This is a genomic window from Oliverpabstia intestinalis, from assembly GCF_009696065.1.
In the GTDB taxonomy this organism is placed as follows: domain Bacteria; phylum Bacillota; class Clostridia; order Lachnospirales; family Lachnospiraceae; genus Oliverpabstia; species Oliverpabstia intestinalis.
Genome location: NZ_VUMS01000020.1, coordinates 15144 through 40977, shown reverse-complemented (window position 1 = coordinate 40977; position 25834 = coordinate 15144). Strand labels below are relative to the sequence as shown.

At 45.6% G+C, this 25834-nt stretch carries 22 protein-coding genes and 1 pseudogene; 3 read left to right on the top strand and 20 right to left on the bottom strand.

Going from position 1 to position 25834, the window contains the following annotated elements; genetic code table 11:
- Nucleotides 1-117 precede the first annotated feature (117 nt).
- From FYJ57_RS10985 to FYJ57_RS10955, 7 genes are all read right to left on the bottom strand, one after another.
- A complete protein-coding gene (locus FYJ57_RS10985) occupies nucleotides 118-552 on the bottom strand; it encodes a hypothetical protein (protein WP_117525696.1) in 435 nt (144 codons plus the stop codon).
- A gap of 130 nt (nucleotides 553-682) precedes the next feature.
- The gene (locus FYJ57_RS10980) at nucleotides 683-1180 is read right to left on the bottom strand and encodes a DNA-deoxyinosine glycosylase (RefSeq protein WP_106492830.1); all 498 of its coding nucleotides are present in this window, start codon (nucleotides 1178-1180) and stop codon (nucleotides 683-685) included.
- Between the two features lie 84 nt (nucleotides 1181-1264).
- Nucleotides 1265-2449, bottom strand: a complete 1185-nt coding sequence (locus tag FYJ57_RS10975; RefSeq protein WP_154432672.1) for an MFS transporter — start codon at nucleotides 2447-2449, stop codon at nucleotides 1265-1267.
- Nucleotides 2450-2492: 43 nt separating this feature from the next.
- Nucleotides 2493-2933 (bottom strand): GNAT family N-acetyltransferase, encoded by a 441-nt coding sequence (locus FYJ57_RS10970; RefSeq protein ID WP_154432671.1) that lies wholly within the window; start codon nucleotides 2931-2933, stop codon nucleotides 2493-2495.
- 175 nt (nucleotides 2934-3108) lie between these two features.
- Nucleotides 3109-4041 (bottom strand): GTP-binding protein, encoded by a 933-nt coding sequence (locus FYJ57_RS10965; protein WP_154432670.1) that lies wholly within the window; start codon nucleotides 4039-4041, stop codon nucleotides 3109-3111.
- A gap of 83 nt (nucleotides 4042-4124) precedes the next feature.
- Nucleotides 4125-4625 carry a nitroreductase family protein gene (locus tag FYJ57_RS10960; RefSeq protein ID WP_106492834.1) on the bottom strand — a complete coding sequence of 167 codons (501 nt, stop codon included), beginning with the start codon at nucleotides 4623-4625 and terminating at the stop codon, nucleotides 4125-4127.
- Between the two features lie 276 nt (nucleotides 4626-4901).
- Nucleotides 4902-6302 (bottom strand): sodium-dependent transporter, encoded by a 1401-nt coding sequence (locus tag FYJ57_RS10955; protein ID WP_154432669.1) that lies wholly within the window; start codon nucleotides 6300-6302, stop codon nucleotides 4902-4904.
- Nucleotides 6303-6610: 308 nt separating this feature from the next.
- On the opposite strand from FYJ57_RS10955, the gene FYJ57_RS10950 reads away from it, so the two are divergent.
- Nucleotides 6611-7738, top strand: coding sequence for an ROK family protein (locus FYJ57_RS10950; protein WP_154432668.1), 1128 nt, complete (start codon nucleotides 6611-6613; stop codon nucleotides 7736-7738).
- Between the two features lie 166 nt (nucleotides 7739-7904).
- Here the strand turns inward: FYJ57_RS10950 and FYJ57_RS10945 are convergent, their stop codons facing one another.
- The 6 genes from FYJ57_RS10945 to FYJ57_RS10920 all read right to left on the bottom strand — a co-directional run bounded on the left by FYJ57_RS10945 (nucleotide 7905) and on the right by FYJ57_RS10920 (nucleotide 14186).
- The gene (locus tag FYJ57_RS10945) at nucleotides 7905-8783 is read right to left on the bottom strand and encodes a serine hydrolase domain-containing protein (RefSeq protein ID WP_154432667.1); all 879 of its coding nucleotides are present in this window, start codon (nucleotides 8781-8783) and stop codon (nucleotides 7905-7907) included.
- A 32-nt stretch (nucleotides 8784-8815) separates the two neighbouring features.
- Nucleotides 8816-9598 carry an alpha/beta hydrolase gene (locus tag FYJ57_RS10940; RefSeq protein WP_154432666.1) on the bottom strand — a complete coding sequence of 261 codons (783 nt, stop codon included), beginning with the start codon at nucleotides 9596-9598 and terminating at the stop codon, nucleotides 8816-8818.
- A gap of 20 nt (nucleotides 9599-9618) precedes the next feature.
- The gene (locus FYJ57_RS10935) at nucleotides 9619-10647 is read right to left on the bottom strand and encodes a LacI family DNA-binding transcriptional regulator (RefSeq protein ID WP_154432665.1); all 1029 of its coding nucleotides are present in this window, start codon (nucleotides 10645-10647) and stop codon (nucleotides 9619-9621) included.
- 320 nt (nucleotides 10648-10967) lie between these two features.
- Nucleotides 10968-11822 (bottom strand): carbohydrate ABC transporter permease, encoded by an 855-nt coding sequence (locus tag FYJ57_RS10930; protein ID WP_117525691.1) that lies wholly within the window; start codon nucleotides 11820-11822, stop codon nucleotides 10968-10970.
- Complete coding sequence (locus FYJ57_RS10925) at nucleotides 11822-12709, bottom strand: carbohydrate ABC transporter permease (protein ID WP_154432664.1); 888 nt, start codon at nucleotides 12707-12709, stop codon at nucleotides 11822-11824. The genes FYJ57_RS10930 and FYJ57_RS10925 overlap by 1 nt, the downstream gene beginning before the upstream one ends.
- A gap of 106 nt (nucleotides 12710-12815) precedes the next feature.
- The gene (locus tag FYJ57_RS10920; protein WP_205839962.1) at nucleotides 12816-14186 is read right to left on the bottom strand and encodes an ABC transporter substrate-binding protein; all 1371 of its coding nucleotides are present in this window, start codon (nucleotides 14184-14186) and stop codon (nucleotides 12816-12818) included.
- 497 nt (nucleotides 14187-14683) lie between these two features.
- Here FYJ57_RS10920 and FYJ57_RS10915 point away from each other — a divergent pair, with 497 nt between their 5' ends.
- A complete protein-coding gene (locus FYJ57_RS10915) occupies nucleotides 14684-15991 on the top strand; it encodes a carboxylesterase/lipase family protein (RefSeq protein ID WP_154432662.1) in 1308 nt (435 codons plus the stop codon).
- Between the two features lie 498 nt (nucleotides 15992-16489).
- On the opposite strand, the gene uxuA is transcribed toward FYJ57_RS10915, so the two are convergent.
- From uxuA to FYJ57_RS10880, 7 genes and pseudogenes are all read right to left on the bottom strand, one after another.
- A complete protein-coding gene (uxuA, locus tag FYJ57_RS10910) occupies nucleotides 16490-17566 on the bottom strand; it encodes a mannonate dehydratase (RefSeq protein ID WP_154432661.1) in 1077 nt (358 codons plus the stop codon).
- Between the two features lie 17 nt (nucleotides 17567-17583).
- Nucleotides 17584-19692, bottom strand: a complete 2109-nt coding sequence (locus FYJ57_RS10905; protein WP_154432660.1) for a glycoside hydrolase family 3 C-terminal domain-containing protein — start codon at nucleotides 19690-19692, stop codon at nucleotides 17584-17586.
- Between the two features lie 201 nt (nucleotides 19693-19893).
- Nucleotides 19894-20694: a DUF3169 family protein gene (locus tag FYJ57_RS10900; RefSeq protein ID WP_154432659.1), complete on the bottom strand. Its 801-nt coding sequence runs from the start codon at nucleotides 20692-20694 to the stop codon at nucleotides 19894-19896.
- On the bottom strand, nucleotides 20684-20899 hold the full coding sequence (locus FYJ57_RS10895) for a helix-turn-helix transcriptional regulator (protein WP_022170760.1): 216 nt from the start codon (nucleotides 20897-20899) through the stop codon (nucleotides 20684-20686). The genes FYJ57_RS10900 and FYJ57_RS10895 overlap by 11 nt, the downstream gene beginning before the upstream one ends.
- A gap of 195 nt (nucleotides 20900-21094) precedes the next feature.
- Nucleotides 21095-22468: a sodium-dependent transporter gene (locus tag FYJ57_RS10890; RefSeq protein WP_154432658.1), complete on the bottom strand. Its 1374-nt coding sequence runs from the start codon at nucleotides 22466-22468 to the stop codon at nucleotides 21095-21097.
- Between the two features lie 174 nt (nucleotides 22469-22642).
- Nucleotides 22643-24652: an ABC transporter permease gene (locus tag FYJ57_RS10885; protein WP_154432657.1), complete on the bottom strand. Its 2010-nt coding sequence runs from the start codon at nucleotides 24650-24652 to the stop codon at nucleotides 22643-22645.
- A pseudogene (locus FYJ57_RS10880) lies at nucleotides 24645-25411 on the bottom strand (ABC transporter ATP-binding protein). Before FYJ57_RS10880 ends, FYJ57_RS10885 begins: the two are co-directional and overlap by 8 nt.
- On the opposite strand from FYJ57_RS10880, the gene FYJ57_RS16310 reads away from it, so the two are divergent.
- The gene (locus tag FYJ57_RS16310; RefSeq protein WP_408636469.1) at nucleotides 25375-25830 is read left to right on the top strand and encodes a DUF6783 domain-containing protein; all 456 of its coding nucleotides are present in this window, start codon (nucleotides 25375-25377) and stop codon (nucleotides 25828-25830) included. The pseudogene FYJ57_RS10880 and the gene FYJ57_RS16310 sit on opposite strands and share 37 nt — an antisense overlap.
- Nucleotides 25831-25834: the final 4 nt, after the last annotated feature.

The window sequence follows — 25834 nt, the reverse complement described above, 5'->3', positions numbered from 1 at the left end:
AACGTCGCAGTATGGCTCTCCGTAGAATGTTTTTTCATTTACGGGAAGAAAATTGGCCGGAAACAAAAAAACGATGTCTCATCCCCTGTTCAGAAGTTATGAAACATCGTCTTACTTTTACAGATACGAACGAATATCCACCGTAAGTTTTTCTTCTATATTAATCAGCCGTTTGGCAATATCCTTTGCCTTTTCGTCAGCCTCTGCATACTGGTTCAGACAGCGGTGCAGCGACTTGATTCCCATATTGCATCCATCCGTCATCAGATCGGCGATCGTTGCGTCAGACTCATCCAGCACCAGTTTTCCTTTCGTCTTCATCCAGAACATGCCTTTTGCCATCAGGTTCGGTTCTTTCCTCTCATCCCGGTTAACTTCCAGTTTCTGCCGGATCTCCTCCTGCAGTTTTTCATGTTTATCCCTGCATCCAAGTAACAGCTGCCGGAATTTTTCTTCTTTTACATACGGAAGTACCTCCTGAATCGAAGCAATTCCCATCTGTACACCGGCGTCACACTCCTGTAACAGCCGGATTGTCTCTTCCTGTCCCATCATTTCTTACTGCCTCCTTTTTTTGTTACATGCAGATATAGTATGACGTTTGAAAAAGACTTTTATGCGAATATTTTTGTTTTTCTGAAAGCCTCATGCATGATTGACGTAACATGTTTTGATGTATTTTTCAGACTTCCACGATTGCTCTGCTCCAGATTTCCGTCAGTTTTTCCAGGGAATACGCTGCATTGGCAGGGCTTGTGGACGGCAGTTCTTCCATCGGAAGGTTCAGTTCCTTATCCTGATACTTTCTGTAAAGTTTTCCTGCTGTTTTTCCGTTGGTGTAAACTTTCCGGATCTGCGATGCTTCCACGATTATCCCAAGATTAGCCGGAACCACATCTTTGATACTACTGTCACTGGATCCTATGATACTGCACTGTTCAATCACATCATACACAGCAACACCACGTCTGAGAAGCATCTCCTTTTTCTCTTCCACCGTTTCCGGCTCATCCTCCTTCAATACCGCCGCCAGTACTTTCCAGAAGCGATTCCGCGGATGCCCGTAAAAAAATGCCTGTTCCCTTGATTTCACAGATGGGAAACTTCCCAGAATCAGAATCCGTGATTCTCTGTTATACACCGGCCCAAAGCCGTGGCTGATGTTTTGATACTCTTTCATATATCTACTCCTTTTTTAAACCGCCTAAAAATAAGGGAATCTCCACCAAGCAAGGCGAATCTTCCCTTATTTTCTCATTATTTTTTATTTCACTGCCCGTTTCTTCCCGGACAACACTGTTCCTGCAATCAGTAACACCGGAAAAACAATCGCTGCAAGGATTCCTTTTTTCAGATCTTCGGAAAACATGCTGGATACATAGCCGACCAGTGTCGGACCGCCGGAGCAGCCGAGGTCACCGCCGAGGGCTAACAATGCAAACATAGCGGTTCCACCGTTTCGCATGACAGCAGATGCCTTGCTGAAGCTTCCCGGCCACATAATTCCTACGGACAGACCGCAGATCGCACATCCCAGCAGGGACAGCTGTGGAAGCGGAGACAGGGAAATCAGCAGATAAGAGCCTATACAAAGCAGCCCGCTGCCCACCATGAACTTGTCAAGATCGATTTTATCACCGAATTTTCCATAAAACGCTCTGGCACTTCCCATCAGGATGGCGAAAGCCATCGGTCCTGCCAGATCGCCGATCGATTTGCTTACTCCCAGACCTTTTTCCGCGAAAGTGGACGCCCACTGGCTGACCGCCTGCTCGCTGGCTCCGGCGCAAACCATCATCAATAACAGGATCCAGAACATTTTCTCCCTGCACAGGTCAAGAATTGTCATTCCCGTTTCTCCTTCTTCTACCAGAGGAGCAATCGGTGCTTTTGTAAAAATCAGTCCGTTCACAATCGGGATGATCGCCCAGACACACGCAAGGATCTTCCAGTTTTCAATCCCGAAAATTTTAAAAAAGCAGGTGGAGATCAGTGCAACTGCCACATGTCCCCAGCAGTAAAATGAATGCAACAGACTCATCGCTTTTTCTTTGTTGTCTGTCGGGCAGCTCTCCATGATCGGACTGATCAGTACTTCGATCAGACCGCCGCCGATCGCATAGATCATAACAGACAATAGAATTCCTGTATACGCATCCGGTAAAAGGTTTGGCAGTACGACCAGTCCGATCAGTCCCAGCGCGGATGCCGCATGTGCGATCACGATCGATACCCTGTAGCCGATCTTATCGACAAATCCGGCAGATAGCAGATCCACGATCAGCTGAACACCAAAGTTGAGTGTGATCAGCATGGTAATCTTACTCAACGGAATCCCATATGTTTTTTCAAAGGTTAAAAATAGCAACGGTACAAAGTTATTGACCACCGCCTGCACCACATAGCCGATAAAACAGGCATATATGGTTTTCTGATACTTATCTTTCATCACTTTCCTCCCATGTGCGCCCCGTTTTCCGGAGCTTATACGGTTATAAAAACATTTCAAAACCATAGCAGGATTTTTCGAATCCATAATGTTCATAGAATCCATGGGCCGCCGTTCTGGGAAGACCGGAATCCAAAGTAATCGCTTTACACCCTCTCTCCCGTGCCTCTTTGCTTACAAAATCCAATAATTTTTTCCCATATCCTTTTCCCCTGTCTTCTTCTCTGGTGATCAGAGTGGATACATAGCAGGTCAGTCCGGACATCCAGAAGGTCTGAAAATAATCCCCATGACAAAATCCCCTGCAGACCCCGTTTTCTTCATATAACCATGCGAAACTATTCTCATCATCCAGTACTTTTTGATATACCTGCCTGACGGTTGCTTCCTCATATGTATTATACGTCCACAACGCTTTCACGAATTCATAAACTACCGGGAAGTCTCTCTCTGTTGCTTTTCTGATATGTTCTTTCTGTGTCATATCCTCCACTCCTTCTTCTTTACCTGTAAACCTGATATTTCTGCGGATCCTCTGACACTTTTCTTACACATATTCCCTCATTATACTTCCGGACTGCTTCTTTTGTTATTCATTCGTAACTATTCATTCCCCTCACAGTTACGCTACCTGCTGAATAGTTACATTCATTCATCCTTTAGCTGAGATACTTTCTGATTGCAGCCTCCTGCAACCCTTCCCCGATCACGATCAGGATCTCCTGTCCTTCTTTGATCGGCTGTTTTTTCAGTTCATGGCGAGTTGCATTGACCTCGATCCAGCTGCCATTTTCCTCCTGCATAAATCCTTTGATCCGGAAGACTGCCCCACAGGACGGATCTACAAAGATTTTTTTCATTCCAGCAAGAATTTTCTCCACCGGCATCTGACGTTCCATCACATACACCGTGTCAAAACTGTTTTCTTCTGTAAAATCCATTTTCTGATAATTTTCCTGCACATAACCGCATTGCTGAAGCTTTGCAAAATCCTCATCCGTGAGCGCCAGACTGCCTTTTCGGATAATTTCCTGATCCAGTCTGCGACCGCAGCTTACCTTTTCCAATGCTCTGTTCAGATGTGTGATCGTTGCCTTGATCTCTTCCTTCGTTGCCTCTTCTGCTCGGCTCAACACAACCGCACCCGCATGTGCCGCCTCCGAAGCCAGCAGATACTCAGACATGTCCGAAAGTTCCGACTCCAGCTTTGTGTTGACTACGGTAATGACATTTCCAATCTGATACCACCGATCCAGTGGTTCATCCCGCAGCACATCAAAGAATTCATCCACATCGTATACACCGGATGGTTCCACCAGTACCCGATCATACCCGCACATTCCCATCGCGATCAGCTTCGTGCGAAATCTCCTCCGGTGTGTTTCCCTGTCGCATCCACCAGCGATCATCTCCAACTCGCACTTATCCCCCATCAGTTCCTGCAATAATAACATATCCACATTGACCGCGCCAAAATCATTTTCCAGAATCCCGATGTTCATTCCCTGATCCATCAGATATTTTGCATAGTGTTTGATAAATGTCGTTTTTCCCGAACCTAAGAATCCGGTGATAAGATCAATTGTAACCATATTTTCTCACCTCACGTTGTTTCCATATCATTCTGTCAGTTTTACATGACTACATTATGTTCGGTATTACTCCTGTTCTCACCTTACCCTCTTGTCACACGATGGATCCGGGTTTCATCATAACGATCCTGCTGGGTTCTCTCTTCTGCCGGATATCCCAGCGCAAAGATACCGAAGGCTCGCTGACTTTCCGGAATACCGATGATTTTTTCTACTTTTTCCATCCTGTCCTCTAACGGCGCGATTCCCATCCAGACACCGCCAAGTCCCACTTCATCGGTGGCAAGCCACATATTTTCCATACAGATACTCAGGTCAATCTGTGCGTACGCCGGTACGGTACATTCTTTCCGGTAAGCGGTAACGATTGCCACCGGTGCTTTCGCAGTGAGTTTTGCGTATGGTGTTGTCTCAGAAAGTTCTTCTAAAATCTCCGGATCTTCCACGATGTAGAATTCCCACGGCTGCTGGTTACAGGCAGATGGTGCTGCCATGGACGCCCTCAGAATATAATCCAGTTTTTCCGGTTCTACCTTTTTCTCCTGATACTTTCGAATACTGACTCTGTGAAATAAATCTGCCATTGTTTTGCCTCCTTACATTTTTATATCTGCTATCTTATCATTTTTTCACAAAACTTCCAATCTATTTCTTCATACAGCTGCTTCTGACATTATTTCCGATTACTGTTCAGTACACCCACAGTTACGGGTAAAATCCATTCCAGGTCTTCTGTCATTCTTAAACATAAAAAATTCGAATCCATCTGTTGTACAACAACTTATGAATTCGAACTTTTTATGTTTTTGATACTGAATTGTTCTGTACTTCGTACTCGCCCAATCCTTTTCAGGTATTCCCTACAGGCTGAACACACCCAGTGACTGCAGAAGCAGTGCTGCCAGCAGAACCGGCGCGACGAATTTTACCATAACAATATACAGTTTCTTTCTTCCGAACTTATAGCCGCCAATCGTTACTTCATCGATAATGGTCTGTGGTTTTACCACCCAGCCGATCAGGATACAGCTGAGCAGTGCAACAGTCGGCATCAGCAGGTTGTTGCTCAGGTAATCCATCAGATCCAGAATCTGTGCAACCGCACCATTCGGAAGTTTCAGTTCAAAGTACAGGACATTGTATCCCAGACACACGATCACTCCGACAATACATGCATAGATTGTTACCAGAACCGTTCCTTTCTTTCTGCTCACATGGAACCGGTCAATAATGTTAGATACAATCGATTCCATGACAGATACGGAAGATGTTAACGCTGCAAAAGATACCATCAGGAAGAAAATCGTTCCGATGACCGGACCGGCTGCTCCCATCGCCTCAAAAATCTTCGGCAGTGATACAAACATCAGTCCCGGACCGGCGGACATTCCCTCCGTTCCCATGAACGTATACACGGCCGGAACGATCATCAGACCGGCCAGCAGAGCCACCGCGGTATCAAACCATTCAATCTGATTAATAGACCGCATCAGATTGGTCTCTTTCTTTACGTAAGATCCATAAGTTACCATAATACCCATCGCCACACTGATCGAGAAGAACAGCTGTCCCAGTGCATCGACAAATACGATCACAAAGTCTTTCAGTGTCATACCACTGAAATTTGGTACCAGATAAACTTTCAGCCCCTGCAGACCGCTTCTTGTCACACCGTCCGCATCGCTGTGAGACAACGTCATCGAAAAGATGGATATACCAACGATCATTACCAGAAGAATCGGCATCAGGATCCTGCTGTAATTTTCAACTCCTTTGTTTACTCCCCTGTAAACAACAAATGCGGTCAGGAACAGGTAGATAAACAGCCAGATGATCGGCTGCCACACGCTTGTGATATAGCCGGTAAAATAACCGTCCTGTGCGGCTTCCACCCCATGTCCGGTGATAAAGGTTCCCAGATATTTCAGTACCCATCCACCGATGGAACAGTAATAGGGCAGAATCACAACCGGAATGATACACGCCAGAATGCCAAGACCGCCCCATTTGGGGTGAATCATCCGGTACGCATTCAACGGACTCTGTCCGGTTTTTCTTCCGATGGCTACATCTGTGGTCAACAGCGTAAAACCAAAGGTCAGTGCCAGAATAATGTAAACCAGAATGAAGGTTCCTCCTCCATCCTTCGCTGCCAGATACGGAAATCTCCAGATATTTCCCAGTCCGACAGCACTTCCTGCTGCTGCAAGTACGAATCCAATAGATCCGGTAAAATTTCCTCGTTTGTTTCCTTTCTCCATACGTTACTCACTTTCTAAAATTTTTGTACCTTACTACTGTACCCTGATTTCAGAATCTTGTCTAGCATTTTCCTGATTTTTTTTGGTTTTTTATAATCCTTCAGCAGATAGGATCCCGTGAGGTGTTCCGGCATGAAAATGGTTACCGTTCACTCCGTTCCCAGTAACACGCTTTGCGATGCACAGAATTTATACTAATCGCATAAGCAGATATTTTTAACATTTCTCGCAAAATCATGTTATAATTTAATCTGATACGAATGAAACTTACTATTTTTCAGAATATATAAGAATAAATGGAGGGGACTATGGAGCATCAACGACTGACAAATAAAGAAGTGAAAAAGAAAAACCGGAATCAGATTTTCCGTTATATTTGTACCCATGGAACGGTATCCAATCCGGATATTGTCTCCGACCTGCACCTGAGTCTCCCAACCGTGACCAACACCACCAGAGAACTTCTCGAATCGGGGCTTCTGCGGGATCTCGGAGAGATGCAGTCCACCGGTGGCCGCAGAGCCAGAGCGCTGTGTGCCGCTTCGGATTATCGGTTTTCCATCGGACTGGATATCACCCGAAATCATCTTGGCATCCTTCTTTTGAATCTGACCGGCGACATTATAAAATATGAAAGAATGCAGCTTGGTTTTTCCAGAAGTTCCGCCTATTTCTCCGAAGTCTGTCAGAAAATTGATGATTTTCTCCTGGAAACGGAGATTTCCGGAGAACAGATCCTCGGTCTTGGCATCTCTCTTCCAGGAATCGTCGATCCGGTGCAGAAAATGATCACTTATTCCCATGCCCTCGGTGTGCGGGATCTGCCTTTTGGGGAAATACAATCGTCTTTCTCATGGCACTGTACCTTTTTAAATGATGCAAATGCAGGGGCTTTTGCGGAAGGCATCGGTTCGGATCTGCCTTCCTCCTTCTTTTATCTTTCTCTGAGTAACACCGTGGGCGGTGCCATCTTTCACGATGGAAATCTGCTTCCAGGCGATGCTTTCCGCTGTGGAGAAGCCGGTCACATGACTCTGATTCCCGATGGAAAACCGTGTTACTGCGGAAAAACCGGCTGCGTCGATGCCTACTGTTCCGCCAGACTCCTCTCGGATCTGTCCGGCGGACGGCTGGAAGATTTCTTTCTCGGACTGCAGCAGAACAACCCGGACTATCGTTCTGTCTGGGACACCTATCTGAAACATCTGGCTGTCGTCATCAACAACCTGCATATGCTCCTCGACTACGATATCGTCCTCGGCGGTTATGTAGGAAGCTTTCTCACCCCCTGGCTCGATACGATCCGCCACCTGGTTGCTGAACGCAATACTTTCGAAGACGATGGCAGCTTTGTAAAACTGTGTACCTACCAGACCGGAGCGGCGGCTTATGGGGCGGCGATGGATGTGATGGAAGGTTTTTTGCGAACAGTATGACCTGTGAATCCGCAAAGTAAATGTATCATTGCCGGTTTTATAATTTTAGAATGCCAGATAGGCATTTCAGGTTTTCGCTGACCCACATGCAAAAGAAGCAGAAATCCGAAAATAGATTTCTGCTTCTTTTGTATTATATGATATCATTATATGTTTCATTATCCGTTTATACCTGCGGAAATACCTCAGTAAACACCGCATCCATCAGTTCCGGGCTTCTGCGGCATTCTGCAACAACGGTGACGACTGCGTTTTTCTCGCGACTGATGATGGACCACTGGCAGTATTTTCCGTCGGCACGGAAGGTGTTTTCTCTGCCGCCCCAGAACAGATAACCGTAACCGAAGCTGTCTACATCATTTTCAACCTGTTTGCTGGTAGCTGCTTTTACCCAGCTTTCCGGTACCAGTTGTTTTCCGTTCCAGTTTCCGTTCTGCAGATAGAGAAGTCCCAGTTTGTGGAGTTCATCCATTGTCAGGTAAAGTCCGCCGGCACCGAAGACATGACCATAGGGATCCAGTTCCCAGGTCGGACGGGCGATGCCCAGCGGTTTGAACAGTCGCGGATACAGGTAGGATACCAGATCACATCCGGCTCTCCGTTCTACCAGAACACCTGCAAGATACGGACCTACGTTATTGTATACAAACTTTGTTCCCGGCTCGTAGACAAACGGGAGGGCAAGACTCATCTTCACCCAGTCCTCTTCCTCATAAACCGGGCGCTGTGCACCCATCAGTTCCGCTTTTTCCTGTCCGAGGCACATGGTCAGAAGGTCTTTTACCGTAGCCTTTGCAAGGTTCTCACTGACAGTTTCCGGAAGATCTTCGTCAAAACAGTCCACCAGTTTTTCATCCAGGGATAGCAGACCTTCTTTTACTGCAATTCCCACAGCTGTGGAAGTGAAACTTTTGCTGGCAGAATATACATTTCTTCTGCACTGTTCATCCCACAGTTTCTTTCCGATTTCTTTGCCGTCCTTCGTCACAACGATCCCCAGCACACCCAGATCTTTGACTTTTTTCTCAAATGCATCAAAATTCATAAAAAATCCCCTTTTGCACTCGCATATATAATTTACATTTTATGTTTTCCCATCTTCGCATAGCTGTCTGTTCTCGGCAGCCAGTCCAGGAACTTTGGAAGTTCCAGTTCCCAGAATCTCCATTCGTGTTCATAACCGTCCACACGGTCAAAACGGTGCTCAATTTTCAAAGAATTCAGATATTCCTCGAACTGGTCCACCGATTCAATCAGGAAATCATCATTTCCCACACAGAAGAAAATATCCGGCAGCTTTTTGCCTGCATCCAGATCGTCTTTGATCGTCTGATAGAGATCCATCGCATCCGGATATTGATGTCCGACTTTTTCTTCCATCTCTTTCGACCAGACCGTAGCCGGTGAAAATGCACCAACCGCGCGATATTGTTCTGTGTCTGTCATCGCATGGATCAGCGCACCATATCCGCCCATGGAAGCTCCTGCAATATAGGTATCCTCCGGACGATCTGAAATCGGGAAGTATGCTTTTACGAATTCAGGAAGTTCTTTTCCAATAAAATCGTAAAATTTTTCTCCGTAGATCGTATCCATATACAGAGAATTTCCCACGGATGCAGAAACTACCGCGATCCGGTACTCTTCCGCATAACGGCTGACGCATGTAAAACGTTCCCAGGAAAGATAATCATTTCCATGACCGTGTAACAGGTATAATACCGGGAATTTTTCCGGCATCTGATGCGTCAGTAACACCGGATCATCCATATCACAGGGACTTACTCCCGGCAGCGTGATTGTAAGATCTGCTCCGTGACCCAGAGCGTAAGAAAAAAAATTGCAATGCATCTGTGGCATGGTACATTCCTCCTTTATTGTTATTCACTTATTGTTTCCAGTGGTTTTGTCGTCGATCCTTCATGAAACGTTACCGGAATGTTCGTGACATCCTCTGCTTTTCCGTTTTCAATCATATCTGTGAGACTCTTCACCGCCTGTTTTGCAATCTCGTGCAACGGCTGCGCGATGCTCGATACGATTGGTTTCCCCTGATTTAAGAACTGCAGACCATCGTATCCGATAATCTGGATATCTTCCGGAACCCGTTTTCCCATCTCTTCGAGTTCTTCCCGTACAATCGTTGCGAGGTGATCCGAACTGGTAAAGATTCCATCGATGGAATGTTCTCCCATGGAAGGGGAAATATAAGCCCGCAGCATATTGTGGATCAGTTTTCTGGATCCGTAGGATTCATAGACCGAAACAATCTGTTTTTCTGACATTTCCACACTATTACAGGAAAGATCATGTTCCATACAATATTCAGTAAAACCGACTCTTCTTTTTCGTACTTCACTGTCTACGGATGACATTGTCATAAAGCACAACAGGTTGGTGGATCCTCTTTTATGCAGATTCTCTGCTGCAAGCCAGCCGCCCTGCCAGTTATCTCCTGCCACACATGGGATGTGTGATTTGTAATGACGGTCGATGGAAACAAAAGCCATGTTTTCGATCCGTTCCTCTTCTACCTTACTGTAAGTCACACCAATGATTCCGTCAACTTTATTTTGTTTTGCCATATCCATAAATGCCACTTCCCGTTCGGCATTATCACCGGACAGGCATAGCAGTACCTGTTTTCCGACTGCTGACAATTCGCTTTCCAGGGCATCCAGCAACAGTGCAAAATACGGATTGATCAGATTCGGCAGAATGACAACCACATAATCGGTCTTCTGCATCCGCATTCCCTTTGCCAGAGTATTCACCTGATACCCCAGTTTTTCTATGGACGCTTCTACCAGCTTTCTCCTCGCTTCACTGACACGTCCTCCATTCAGTACGTTCGACACAGTTCCCACCGATACACCGGCATCCCGTGCAACGTCTTTGATTGTTACCATTTGATTTTCCTCCTCCACACCATCCTATCAGATACTCAAGTTCGACACTGCAAGTTTCTGACATGACGCGTCCTTCATCGGAACCTGAAAAGGCTATATTTATTTTTATTATAGAATTATTTTCTCGTATTGTCTATGTATTGTTGTGCACTTTATTTTCTATGATACCAGGATCGTGAGAGTACGAAGTACGGATCAATCCGGTATCAAAGGGGGGTAAAATACCTTTTGACCCCAACATCTTTCCGTTCATATAAGAAAAGGTGAGTGTATCTTTTCTTTATCAGATTCAGATACACTCACCTTTCAGTACCGCTTTATTATGATTTTACTGCACCGGCAACTACACCAGCGATAATATATTTCTGTAATGCGATATACAGGATGATTACCGGGATGATTGCCATAACCAGTGCCGCCATCAGAAGATCCATATCATTGCTGTATGTTCCCTGGAACAGCTTGGTTGCGATCGGGATCGTGTACAGAGATTTATCTGTCAGGATCAGGCTCGGCAGCAGGTAATCGTTCCACAGAGACAGGGCATACAGGATAACCAGTGTTGCTGTGGTCGGTTTTAACAGAGGGAACACAATCTGAAAGAATGTTCTCAATCTTCCTGCTCCGTCAATCTGTGCTGCCTCTTCCAGTGAGATCGGTACACCGCCTTTGATAAATCCATGGAACATGAATACCGCCATAGATACCGAGAAGCCCAGATGCATGAATATCAATGTTGCTCTGTGGTTCAGGATTCCAAATGTTCCACCGTAGATAGAGATCAGCGGGATCATAACTACCTGGAACGGGATTACCATGGAAAACAGCATTACCATGAAGATGATCTGATTGATCTTCCATGCTTTTCTTACGAAGATGTAAGCTGCCATGGAGGAGAACAGAATGATCAGGAACACACTCACACAGGTAATGATCAGGGAGTTCTTCAGGATGTTCATGAAGTTCATCTGCTGGAAAGCATCTACAAAGTTATCTGTTGTAAAACCTTTTTTACCACCCCAGCTCAGTGGCATTTTGATAATATCACGTTTGTGTTTGAAGGCATTCAGCACGATCATGTAGAACGGGAACATATAGATGATAAACAGCACTACAGTTACCAGTGTTTTCAGGAACGTTTTGATGCCTCTTACTGTCTTTTCCTGTCCTTCCATTATGCTTCAACCTCCTTCCGTTTGTTGATGATTGTCTGAGATACTGCAATAATCGCTGTAAAGATAAACAGGATGATTGCTTCTGTCTGTCCGACACCATACTGTTTTGCAGAAAAGGCTTTCTGATATACATACATGGCAGCCATAACAGTAGATCCGTAAGGACCACCTTCTGTCAGGGACAGGTTCACATCGTAGATCATGAAACATCTGGTGATGGTCAGGAACATACAGATCGTGAAAGATGCTCTCATCAGCGGAAGTACGATATATCTTGTTGTCTGAGATTCGTTACAGCCATCGATCTTGGCTGCTTCTTTCAGGTCTTCGGATACACCGGTCAGACCTGCGATATAAATTAACATCATGTAACCGGAGAACTGCCATATTGTTACCAGTACCAGTGCTGCGAATGCAGAGGCACTTCCTGACAGCATGGATTTCTGCAGAACTGTAACGTTCAGTGCATCACCAAAGTAAACAATAACTTTGTTAAATACGAACTGCCAGATATAACCAAGGATGATACCACCGATCAGGTTCGGGGTAAAGAATCCGGCACGGAAGAAATTCTTTCCTTTGATTTTTCCGGTTACCAGCAGTGCCAGTAAAAATCCGATCACGTTTACCAGTATTACGGAAACTACCACATACAGCAGTGTCAGTCCCAGGGACTGCCAGAAGCTACTGTCTGCAACTACTGCCGCATAGTTTTTCAGTCCTACAAAAGGTTTGTTGCTGGATACGCCGTCCCAGCTTGTAAATGTCAGATATACACCATATAAGAATGGTACGATTACCACGGCCAGGAATGCGAAGGTTGCAGGACCTGCAAATACCAAGAACGTGGAAACTTTGCTCCATAAGCTTTCTTTTTTACTATTCATCTCGTTGCCTTTCTTTCCCTCTTTTAGTAGCAGTTGCCGGGTCAGTGTTCATTACTCTGCCCGGCAACTTCTTAACTAGCAACCAATTATGTATCTGCCTTTTTGATTATTCGGAAAGGTTTGTCCAGTAATCCTGAACTTCTTTTGCGAATTCGGCACGGTCGATCTGTTTGTCAAGATATTTCTGCATGATCGCACCAACTTCTGACCAGTGATCTCCAGGATAATTAGAAGGCTGATCAAACAGTTTTCCTTCTACTGTGTATCTCTGGATACTCTGTCCCAGCATATTTGTAGCTTCTTCTGTGATGTTGGAGAATGCAGGTACTAAAGAGCAATCATCAACCAGTACTTTGTTTCCTTCAGCTGTGTTTGCCAGCCAGTCAAGGAAATCTTTTGCTGCTGCCTGCTGTTTTTCATCGTTACATTCTTTATCAATCATAACCTGTTTGGTAGCACCACCACAGATGTAATCATTTACGTTAGCATTTCCTTCTGTTCCGTTCTGCGGTACCGGCATGATTCCGATTTCAGTATCGTCTTCAATGTAATCAGAAATCTCTGCCCATGCCCAGTTTCCGTTGAACCAGAATGCCACATCACCTTCTGCCAGATCTGCAGCGTTTTCATCGTAATCAGCAGCCAGCGGATCTGCTTTATTGATGTTATATTCCATCAGCAGATCGTAGGTATCCATCAGAGAAGTAAATCTTTCGTTGGACATCAGATCTACGCTTCCGTTTCTCAGATCTTCCATAATCTTTTCTGTACCGGTCAGTGTTCCGTCCTGCTCTTCATATACCTGTGTGAAGTAATGTCCTGCATTGCTCCAGTCTTCCTGGTTCAGAGCCACCGGGCTTTCCATACCGTTGTCTACCAGTTTTTTCAGCAGTGCTTCGAAGTCATCCATGTTTGTTACAGAAGTCGGATCCCAGTCTTCTCCCAGAGTATCTTCGATTGCTGTTTTGTTGTAGATCATACCTCTGCCTTCGATACAGAATGGGAAGCTGTACAGTTTTCCGTCATTACCTGTGATACCATACTGTGTACCACCATTTGCTGCCCAGGATTCATCACTCAGATCTACGCCTTTTTCTTCGCAGATAGAAGCAACGTCCTGCGGGTCACACATGATCAGTGTCGGCGCATTCTTTGCTGCATATCTTGCAGATACTTCCTGAGAAGGTGTACCACTACCGATAGTGTAAACTTCCAGTTTTGCTCCTGTCAGTTCACCCCACTGTTCAGCGGCAGCTTCCAGCTGAGATTCGATCTCACTCTTTGTGTTCAGCATGGTGATAGATACACCGCTGAAATCTTCACGCGCGCTGGCTGTGGAATCACTGCTTCCGCTTTCATCTGTTGTTGTGGTTTCGTTCTTGGAAGAAGAGTCATCGGAAGAAGAGCTTCCGCATCCTGCCAGCAGGCTTCCTGCCATTGCCATTGTTAATATTGCTGCAACTACTTTTCTTTTCATATCAGATATCCTCCTAAAATAGTTTATGCACTTTGCTACTTTGAAACGGTTCATTTTCGTTTCTTCGTAGTTCCTTTCGTTGTATTTACTATACTACAACATCTTGCACAAAGCAATTGTGATTTTTGATCAAAGTTACCGGTTACTTTTTGTGCATTTTTACCTTTCCATCAATTTTTCTATTTAGTTTTTATCTTCTTTATCTTTGAACCGTTTCATTTTATTTGAATCAATCAATAAAATCTATGGGTTTCAATTTGATTTTTTCGCATATCTCCAGGTATCAATATGTGTTCAAATTTTCATTCCTCTGCTGGCTAAATTATTTCACTATTCAATTGCCCCCTGTTTATACAGCTTTTTTCCCAATTCTCAATTTCTATCTTTGTGTATTTTTACTACTGGTACTTTTTGCGGATTTATCCTATGATTAATTTATATATTGAATCATTTCATTTTATAAAATAACGTAACGGAGATAACAAGGAGGTTATCCAATGGCAACTTTAACAACTGTATCAAGTAATTATGGAACTATTAACGGTATTCAGAAAGATGGATATTCTGTTTTTCGGGGCATTCCATTTGCAAAGGTTCCCACAGGTGCTCTTCGTTTTGCACCACCTCAAAAACCGGAAAGCTTCAAAGAAGCTTATGATGCGTTTACTTTCCGTTCCATCCCCATGCAGCATTTCACCGACCCGGACGGTTTATATCAGAAAGAATTCTATGATAACCCGGACTTTCATTTTCCGATTTCTGAAGACTGTCTGTATCTGAACATCTGGACGCCGGCACATACTGCTTCTGAAAAACTTCCGGTAGCAGTATGGATTCACGGGGGTGGCTTTGAACATGGGTTTTCCACAGAACTGGAGTTTGATGGGGAAGCTTATGCAAAAAAAGGTGTGATCCTGGCGACTATTTCTTACCGCGTCAACGTGTTTGGTTTCCTTTATGATCAGAAACAGGAAGAGGAACTTGGTTTCAGCGGCAACCAGGGACTGCTCGACCAGATTGCCGCACTGGAGTGGATCTCTGAAAATATCGCTGCCTTCGGTGGGAATCCGGATAACATCACAATCATGGGCCAGTCCGCCGGAGCCATGAGTTCACATGTACTCACATTTTCTCCGCTGGCCACACCGATGATCCATCAGGCTATCCTTCAGAGCGGAAGCATTGCCTGTTTTCCGTCTCCAATGGTATTTACCAAAGCACAGGCGCAGGCGGTAACGGATAAGTTCTATGAACTGTGCGGTGTTTCTTCTATCGAAGAGTTACGCAGACTCCCCGCAGAAGACCTTCTGGACAAATCCGATGAACTGATGGCTCTGTACCCATCCCTTCCGTTTCGTCCGGTCGTCGACGGTCATGTACTTCCGGATACTCCGGATGTTCTGACAAAAGAAGGGGGCATGGCCCATATCCCCTATCTGATGGGTGTTACCAAGGATGATCTGTTTATTCCGGAGGGTGCTTCCCACAGAGAGGGTGGTTTCTTCACTGCTGCCGTCTCTTTTGCAAATGCCTGCCGGAAGCAGAATCTTCCGGTATATCTCTATGAATTCTGCCATGATCTGCCGGGTAGTGATGACGGTGCTTTCCACTCTTCGGAACTGTGGTACACTTTCGGAACTCTGAACCGTTGCTGGCGCCCGATGACCGCTGAGGATCATGCACTGGCTGAGGAAATGGTGACCTGCTGGACGAGCTTTATGAAGCAGGGAGATCCGAATGAAGATGTGAAGGAAGAATGGAAGGCCTGGACAGAGGATGGAGGCTTTATTAAAACCTTTGCTTAATCGTTGAACGCTTCGCGAATTTGACTCGTTGGCGCGGCAGTCGTCAAGATCTCATGCAATGCAAAAAAATGGAACCAGGCATTCATTTTTTGAATTCTCAGGTTCCATTTTTATTTTTCAATATATATTTTTCTTTTATACGAAATATCAGAATCAAAAACATAAGTAAGTAGCCATTCTCCAAAGTAAAACTTGCATATTACAAATGTTTTTGAGCGTTACAGGTATATAGAACAGCCATACGTAACTATTCAGTATCCACTGTCTCGCGAGGTGTTTTGACATGAATATGTCAAAATCCCGAGACATACAAGCCAAAATGCCATCACCGAAGGTGATTTACGCGAGCAACGAGTCAAAGTCCGTGCTTGCACGGAACCTTGAGGAGTGCCGAAAAACTCGCAAAGCGTGTTTTTATCGTTTAAATGCATTTTGGCTCGTAACTGTGAAGGTACTGAACAGTTACAGCCATACAATATTTGACTGTTTTCGGTTACCTCAGATTTTTCCACCCAATCGTTCCAGCATATCCCAACATCCCCACAGATACATGATTCCCAGTGCCCGGTCATACAGTCCGTAGCCCGGTCGGCAATGGCCTTCTTCTCCCCAGAGATGTCTTCCGTGATCCGGGCGTACATAGCCGGTATAACCACAGTCGTGATAGGCTCGCATAATTTCCAGAATCCCGGTATCACCGTCACAGTCTCTGTGGGAAACTTCTGAAAAATCTCCGTTCGGGTAGTGTCGGAGGTTTCGGATATGGGCAAAAGCGATCCGGTCACAGTAGGTTCGAATGATATCTGCCACATTATTTTTCATATTCGCACCCAGCGATCCGGAACACAGACACAGACAGTTGTATTCATCATCTACCATATGAAGAAACCTTCCTATAGATTCTTTATCACAAAGCAGTCTCGGAATCCCGAAAATATCCCATGGGGGATCATCCTGATGGATCGCCATCTTGATCCCGGTCTCATGGCAGGTCGGCATAATGGCTTCCAGAAAATACTGCAGGTTTTCCCAGAGTTTTTCCTTCGTCACCGGGCGGTACGCCTCAAAAAGTTCATCCAGTTTCGCCATCCGCTCCGGCTCCCAGCCCGGAAATGTTTTCCCGTGCAGATTTTTCAGGATATACTCCGCCATCTCCTTATAATCATCCTGTATCTTGCTTTTTTCATAATATAACGCATTGGATCCATCCTCCAGCGGATGAAAAAGATCCGTCCGTGTCCAGTCAAAGATCGGCATAAAATTGTAAGTCACTACTTTGACACCGAATTTTGCAAGGTTTTTCAATGTTGTCTTATAATTTTCAATATACTGATCCCGTGTGGGCAGACCGATCTTAATATCGTCATGGACGTTGACACTCTCCACCACATCCATGTGAAAACCTGCACCCTCGATGCGCGCTCGCACTTTCTCAATCTCTTCCACTGTCCAGATCTCTCCCGGCTGCTTGTCGTGAAGTGCCCAGACAAGTCCGCCCACGCCCGGAATCTGCCGGATCATCTCCGGTGTAATATCATCATTTCCATCTCCATACCAGCGAAATGTCATCTGCATCCCGACACCTCCATCTGCTATGCAAACACTACCCGCAGTTCCACCGCTTCGTGTCCCGTCAGTGCCGTACTTCTGGCATCCGGCTGAGTGGTTGCTACATACAGAGAGAATTTGTTGCTATCGACATAACGTTTTCCCTCTTCGTCCACGATGGTAAATGCCCGCGGATCGATGGTAAGTTCTGTCTCGATACTCTCTCCCGCCTTCACCCTCACGCGCCGGAATCCGCACAGGCTGTGATTTCGGACTGCATATTTTGACTTCCAGTCTTTGATGTAAACCTGAACAACCTCTTCTGTATCCCATTTTCCCGTATTTGTCACCGTACAGCGAATCTTTACCGGTTTTTCTTTTTCCGGCTGTTCAGCAAATTCTGCTGCTGACACCTTCACATTCCCATAAGTCAGACCAAAGCCAAACGGATACAACGCTTCCTGTTCCATATAACGGTAAGTTCTGTTTTTCATGGAATAATCGGTAAATTCCGGTAGATCGGAGGTATCCTTATAGAAGGTCACCGGCAGTTTTCCGCTCGGCGATACTCTGCCAAAAAGGACATCCGCCACAGCAGTTCCACCCTCTGCTCCCGGATACCATGCCTGTAAGATGGCATTCGTATGGGCATCCGCATACCGAAGATCCATGGCGCTTCCGGAGAGAACAACAGTGATCACCGGTTTTCCCACAGCAGTAACTGCCTCGAGGAGTCTCTGCTGGCAGCCCGGGAATTCCAGAGAGGCTTTGTCTCCTGCCTGTCCACGGTTGCTCTGATCCGGCTCTTCTCCTTCCATCAGTTCATCAAGACCCAGTACCACGATCGTCACATCACACTGTTTCGCCGTGATCACCGCTTCCGAGATCCTGTCATCCTTCCAGGCCAGATTTTCCATCGTATCTTTATACATATGTGATCCTTCTGCATAATATACCCGGCAGTCGTCTTCCACTTCTTTCTGGATACCTTCCAACACCGTTACGTAACGGGAAGAAGTTCCATGATAATTCCCCTGCAGTGCGATCCGGTTGTTGGCATTCGGTCCCACAACGCCAATCGTACGGATTTTCCGTTTATCCAACGGCAGGATACCGTCATTTTTCAAAAGTACCATTCCCTTGTGCGCCGCTTCCACAGCCAGGTTTCGATGTTCCTTACACTCCACAACCTCATATGGAATATCATCGTATTCACTTCCGTCGAACATTCCCAGAAGAAAACGGGTGGTAAACACACGGATACAGGATTCGGTGATCTGTTCTTCCGTCACCAGTCCGTCCTGCAGTGCAGCCATGATATATGCATAGGTGCATCCACAGTTCAGGTCACATCCCGCTTCCAGTGCCATCTGTGCGGACTCTTTCGGTCCGTTTGTAACCTTATGGAACTGGTGAAAATCCTGGATTGCCCAGCAGTCCGATACCACATGTCCCTCAAATCCCCAGTCTTCCCGAAGAATTTTTTTCAGTAACGTCTTGCTTCCGCAGCTTGGTTCTCCATTGGTCCGGTTATATCCTCCCATCACTGCTTCCACACCACCTTCTTTAACTGCCGCCTCAAAAGCCGGAAGATAAGTCTCATACAGGTCTTTTTGTGAAACTACCGCATCAAACTCATGACGGATCGCCTCCGGACCGGAATGTACGGCAAAATGCTTTGCACATGCCGCCACTTTCATCGTCTCACCATCTCCCTGTAAGCCCTTGATAAATGCCACACCGAGTCTCGCGGTCAGAAACGGATCTTCTCCATACGTTTCATGCCCGCGTCCCCACCTCGGATCACGGAAAATATTGATGTTCGGTGACCAGAAAGTCAGTCCTTTGTAAATATCTCTGTCTTCTTCTTTGGAAAATGCATTATACTTGGCTCTGCCCTCTTCTGCAATCACATCAGCGATCTTCTGCATCTCCTCTTCATCAAACATGGCCGCACAACCGATTGCCTGTGGAAATACCGTTGCAGTACCTGCACGTGCCACTCCGTGAAGTGCCTCATTCCACCAGTTATAAGTCGGAATTCCCAGCCGTTCAATCGCCGGGGCATCGTATTTGAGCTGTCCAGCCCGCTCCTCGATGGTCATTTTTGCTACCAGGGCTTCTGCTTTTTTTCTTGCCTGCGCTCTGTCCATATTTTTTCTTCTCCTCCTTGATATGTTGCTGTTAAAAATCCCCTTCTGTGCCAAATATCATTTTCTTTTTTTGCACAGAATTCCTCACTGCAAATTTTACCATATTTTTCTGTATCTGTGTTTAATTTCAGTATTTTTACACAAAAAAATCCTGTACGGAAAAAACGCTTTCCATTCTCTCCGTACAGGATGTTATCTTTTTTATTTGCTCAGTTTTTCTCCCTTGTTCTGCAGACACGCTCTACAGTATGTCACCGATGTTACCAGCCAGATCACTGACGGCATCACGATGGCAAGGATCCCCGTATCAAAAAACATATGCAGGATCAGCGCCACAAACGTCAGGATCGGCGCCCATTTCATCACGGTCTGATAGCCTTTGTAACTTGCCTGGTAGATACATTCCTTTTCTGCCTCATCACAGCTTTCCAGCCACTGCTTCGGGAATTTTAAAGAAGTCGGATCTCCTTTTTTGTCCGGATAGATCTTCTGTATCACGCGGACATAGCGAATCTGCCATACATTCAGATACACTTCCAGTGCAATAAATGTAAGAATTTCAAGCAGAAACCACATTATCCCAGAACCGTTCAGACTTTCAATATATTTTGTGGAATATCCGGTTGCGAGAAGCAGAATCATCGCAATACTTCCGGCAAAGCTTACGATCATTCCCCTACTTCCCGCAGCTTCCAGCTCGTAATCCAGCCGTTCATACGCTTCATCTTCTGCCTGTTCCATGGCTTCGCCCGCTCTTTTCAGTCTGCCCATATACTGCTCACAAAGTACCAGCGCTATCACTCCACAGATTGCCATAAGCGGAAGCATCCAGTTGCGGACACTGTTCAGGAAGAATTGCATTCCCTCCTGAATACCTGTCAGAACTCCATGCACTTGTCCCATTTCCATGACACCCCCCAGAATTCCTCCCAGCGCACCGCTGATACACATGATTACCGCATATTTTACATATACATTTTTCTTTTTTGTTTTATTCATCATTCTCTTCCTCCGTATAGCTGAAAATATCTTCCACGGTTACCTGACAGATCTTTGCCAGCTTCAGCGCCAGCGTTACCGACGGTGAATAATCCCCCCGCTCGATCAGACTGATCGTCTGCCGGGACACTCCTGCCCGTTTTCCCATATCCGCCTGATTGATGCCAAGTCTGGCGCGATGTTCCTTTAACCTGTTTTCCAGCGGCATATCTGCTTCTCCTTTCTTGTTTCTGTTTTGACTTGTATTCTTGTCATTTTGACAACTTTATTTGTCATTCAACTTGTGTTTATTCTATCATTGACAACTATAGTTGTCAACACATACTTTCAGAAAAAGTAAAAAGCCGCTGTTCTCAGAAAAATACTGAGAACAACGACTTTTCACTTTTTCATTCATCCATTTTTACATAGCTATCCATCCAAATGCATTTGCCACGGAACTTGCCAGAATGATCAGGGCAAAGATCGGGCACAGATACTTGATCATAACTACAAAGATTTTCTTTCTTCGGAAAGCACTCTCGCCGTGGCGGATCTCTTCTTCGATCTTATCCACACCGATCACACGGGATACCAGAAGGCTGGTCATCAGGGCTGCGATTGGCATCATGACGGAGTTTGTCAGGAAGTCAAAGAAATCCAAAAACTGCATGCCGATGATCTTTACAAAATCCAGCGGACCATATCCCAGACAGGACAGGGTTCCCAGGGCGATCATGATCACACCGGTCAGAACGGTTGCTTTCTTTCTCCCCCAGCCAAGTTCGTCCTCGAAAGTAGATACCGCACTTTCTGTCAGGGCGATAGAACTTGTCACTGCTGCAAACAACACCAACACGAAGAACAGGATACCGACTGCGGTTCCGAATCCCATGTTGGCAAATACTTTCGGGATCGTGATAAACATCAGAGACGGACCTGCCTGCAGGGTATCCGGATCGCCACCGGAGAATGCGAAGACCGCTGGGATGATCATCAGACCTGCCATCATCGCAATCGCGGTATCAAAGATTTCCACGTTTCTTGTGGAATCTTCGATGGAGGTATCTTTTCTCATATAAGAACCAAAGGTTACCAGGATACCCATGGCGATGGACAGGGAATAGAACATCTGTCCCATGGCTGCCACTACCGTCATCCAGGAGAAGTTTTTCACATTCGGTACGAGGAAATATTTCACACCTTCGATGGCTCCCGGTCTTGTGACCGAATAAATCGCAATGATTACGGACAGAACAATCAGAATCGGCATCATGATCTTTGACACACGTTCGATACCATTCTGTACACCTGCGTAGATGATCACCAGGGTGAACATACAGAAGATCACAAAACAGATTTCTGTAGCACCTCCGTTTGAGATAAAACCGGAGAAGTATCCGTCTTCCGCCAGTTTGCTGCCATTTCCTCTGATATACTCAAACAGATATTTGACTACCCATCCACCGATTACAGAATAATACGGTACGATCAGTACCGGGATGATCGCGTTGATCCAGCCGCCGAAGCTGAGCCAGCCCACTTTTTTTCCCTTTGCAAAGCTTCGAAATGCCCCAACCGGACTTTTTCTTGTCATACGTCCAAGGGCGGACTCCGCAACGATCATCGTATACCCGAAGGTCAGTGCCAGTATGATATACACCAGCAGGAAAATTCCTCCTCCATACTTCGCCGCCAGATACGGGAATCTCCAGATATTTCCCAGTCCGACAGACGCACCGGCCGCCGACAGGACATAGCCGATTTTCCCTGAAAATGCGCTTCTTTTCTTATTCATCTGCGTCTTTTCCACTCTCTTTCTTTTAACTTTTCCGACATTTTCTCTCAAAATGCCCTGCGGGACTCCTCACCCACAGAATACTTGTTATTCTACCACGCTTACCGGATAAAGTCACGCCTAACAGAAAAAAACGCAAAAAGATTGTTTTACTTTTCTACAAAATATTTCCGGTTATTCCACGATCTTATAATATGCCTTTGCCGTGATTGTATACACGATCAGGTACACAATAGCGAACGCCACAATCGTCACTGCAGTGGCTACCAGAAAAATACCACTGTCCGGGAAATTCATCATCGTCATCAGCTGTCTCGTCACCGGAAATGCCACTACGGTGTGCAGAATAGCCACTACAAGCGGCAGGAAAAATACGGTAACAACCTGTGACCGTATGGTCTGGCGGACTTCCTGACGGCTCATGCCTACTTTCTGCATGATCTGAAAACGCTTCCGGTCATCAAATCCTTCGGAAATCTGTTTGTAGTAAATGATCATCACTGCACCCATAAGGAACAAAGTACCGACAAAAATTCCAAGGAACATGATGGAGCCGTACATCTGATAAAGGCTGGCCTTGTTATTTTCCCGTACTTCCACATAGCCGTCACATTGCGCCTGGTTCACAAGCTTCTCAATTTCCTGTCCGATCCGCGTCTCCAGCTTCGTATCCCCAATCAGATCTATCTGATACTTCCAGCTGTATCCGGCAGGTGTTCTTCCGGTCATTGCCACATATGCTGCCTGTGCTTCTTCTTCGTCTGCAAATACGATAATTCTGGTATCATACATTACATTCGTGGTTTCCACCATATCTTCCTGTGTATTTTCCGTATGTTTTACCTCACAGCTGATCGTATCTCCGAACTGTATCGTATCATATTTGTATGGTTCCTCTTTTCTGGTAAATACAAGTACCTGGCCCGGTTTCAGATCTGTAGATTTTCCGGTCATCCGTTCATATTCCGAAGCTTCCATGAATTCGATCATGCTGCGACCGTCCTCAAACCCTTTCAGTTCCTGCGTCAGGCCTACCCAGTTTTCTTTGTTTTCTGCCACTGCTAACCAGTAGGTTGCATCCCGTTCAAATCGTTTTGACACCTGCTGCTCCTCCAGATAGTTGTTAATCTGTTCCCGCACAGAACTGATTTCTTCTTTTGTCAGCGCAGTACCGTCACCATTGGCCGACATAAGAGTGTCGTTGACTTCCACCGCTATCTGATGGGGAAATCTTGTCTGGATAATTTCCTGCATGCCAAACCACAGACAACTGGTGGTGGAGATTACCAGAAGCACACCGTTAGACAGGATACAGATGTTGGCAAGTCCCATCGCATTCTGTTTCATCCGGTATAACATCCCGGAGATACTAGTGAAGTGTCTCGTCTGGTAATAATATCTTTTGTTGCTTTTTAACAGTTTCAGCAGTGCGATACTACCTGCCGAAAACAGACAGTAGGTTCCCGCCATGACCAGAAGCACCGCACCGAAAAACTTGCCCAGAGCCTCCATAGGTTTCTGACAGGTCAGTGCCATATAATAACCGAGTCCCAGACAAATCAGTCCGATCCATGCGGTAAGAAGCTTCGTTTTTGGCTCCCGCTCTCCCTCCTGTTCACCATGAAGCAGTTCTATCGGCTGAGCTGCGTGGATCTGGTGGAGGCTTTTCAGATAATTGATCAGAAAAATCACGGCAAATAAAACCACCGTGTTTCCTGCAGCCTTCCAGTGAAAAGTAAAATGGATTGTTCCCTGAAACCGGGTCAATTTTAACAGCACCAGAAACAGCAGCTTGTAACACAGGATTCCAAGCAGAATCCCACCTCCAACCGACAGGATCCACAGATACAGACTTTCAAAAAACAGAATCTTTGCAAGATGTTTCTTTTCCATGCCAAGGATCTGAAACAGTCCAAATTCTTTTTTCCTGCGTTTTGCCAGAAAACTGTTGCTGTAGATCAGAAAGATCACAGCAAAAAGTCCGATGATATATACGCCAAACTGCATTACTATCTGAATCGTGGCTTCCCCCATCATTTTTTTAAGACCTTCACTCAAAGACAGAGTACTCATAATATAAAACATTATAACCGTACCGATACACGACAACCAATAAGGAAGAATATTCTGTCTGTTCTTACTGAGATTTGTTTTTGCAAGTTTTGCATACAGCAGACTATTCATGACGCTCACCACCTGTCGCAATAATGGTCAGCGTATCCGAGATCTTCTGATACATCTCATCCCGTCCCAGATTTCCCGGTACAGCTGGTGAAAAACTTCTCCGTCTTTGATAAAAAGAACCCGTTTTGCAGCACAGGCCGCCTTCACGCTGTGAGTGACCATCGCAATAGTCTGTCCCTCCTGATTGATTTCCTCAAACAGCTGCATCAGTGCATCTGCCGCATGGGAATCCAGAGCTCCGCTCGGCTCATCTGCCAGCACCAGCCGTGGATCCGTGATCAGGGCACGCGCCACCGCAGCCCGCTGTTTTTGTCCGCCGGACACTTCGTACGGATATTTTTCCAGCAAATTACTGATTCCCAGTTTTTTGACAATAGAATCTGCTTTTTGTTTCATTTCCCGGTAATGTTTTCTTTCCAGTACCAGCGGAAGAAAAATATTATCTTTCAGTGAAAAGGTATCCAGCAGGTTAAAATCCTGAAAGACAAATCCCAGATTTTCTCTTCGGAATGCCGCGATCTCTTTTTCTTTCAGATCTCCCAGATTTTTTCCATTTAACCGGATCTGACCACCGGTCGGTTTATCAAGTGTCGCCAGGAGATTTAGCAGTGTGGTCTTACCGCTTCCGGACTCTCCCATGATTGCCACAAATTCGCCCTGTTCCACATTGAAATTAACGTCCCGTAACGCTTCCACCCGGTTGCTTCCGAGGCGGGTCGTATATGTTTTTTTCAGATGTTCTACTTCCAGAATTACCATTTATTTTTCTGTCCTTTCTGTACTGTGTTTTCCAGAACCCGCTATTTCCTGTTTCTTTATCGAAATCTGTCGGTTCTGTTCCTATTTGCAGGCTTATTATAGCAATCCATTCTTCCGGCTGCCTTAACCTCTGCTTACAAAAATACCGGAAACCTTACATTCGTGTAAGGTTCCCGGTAGCATTCTCATTTTATCGCGCTAGAGCGTGTCTGAAAAAGGCTTTTCGTGAGCTGCGAGTCTTAGTTTGTGGGAGATTTTATCCGAATGAGGGCGTCGTAGCGGGCTACGGCAACCGAATAAGGGTAAAATATACCGCAAAGTGGGGCCTGCAGATTGCGGAAATGATTTTTCAGACACGCTCCTGGACCTTTCTGCTCCATTTTTTGCATACTTTGCTTTTCGTCCTGATCCTCTTATAATTCC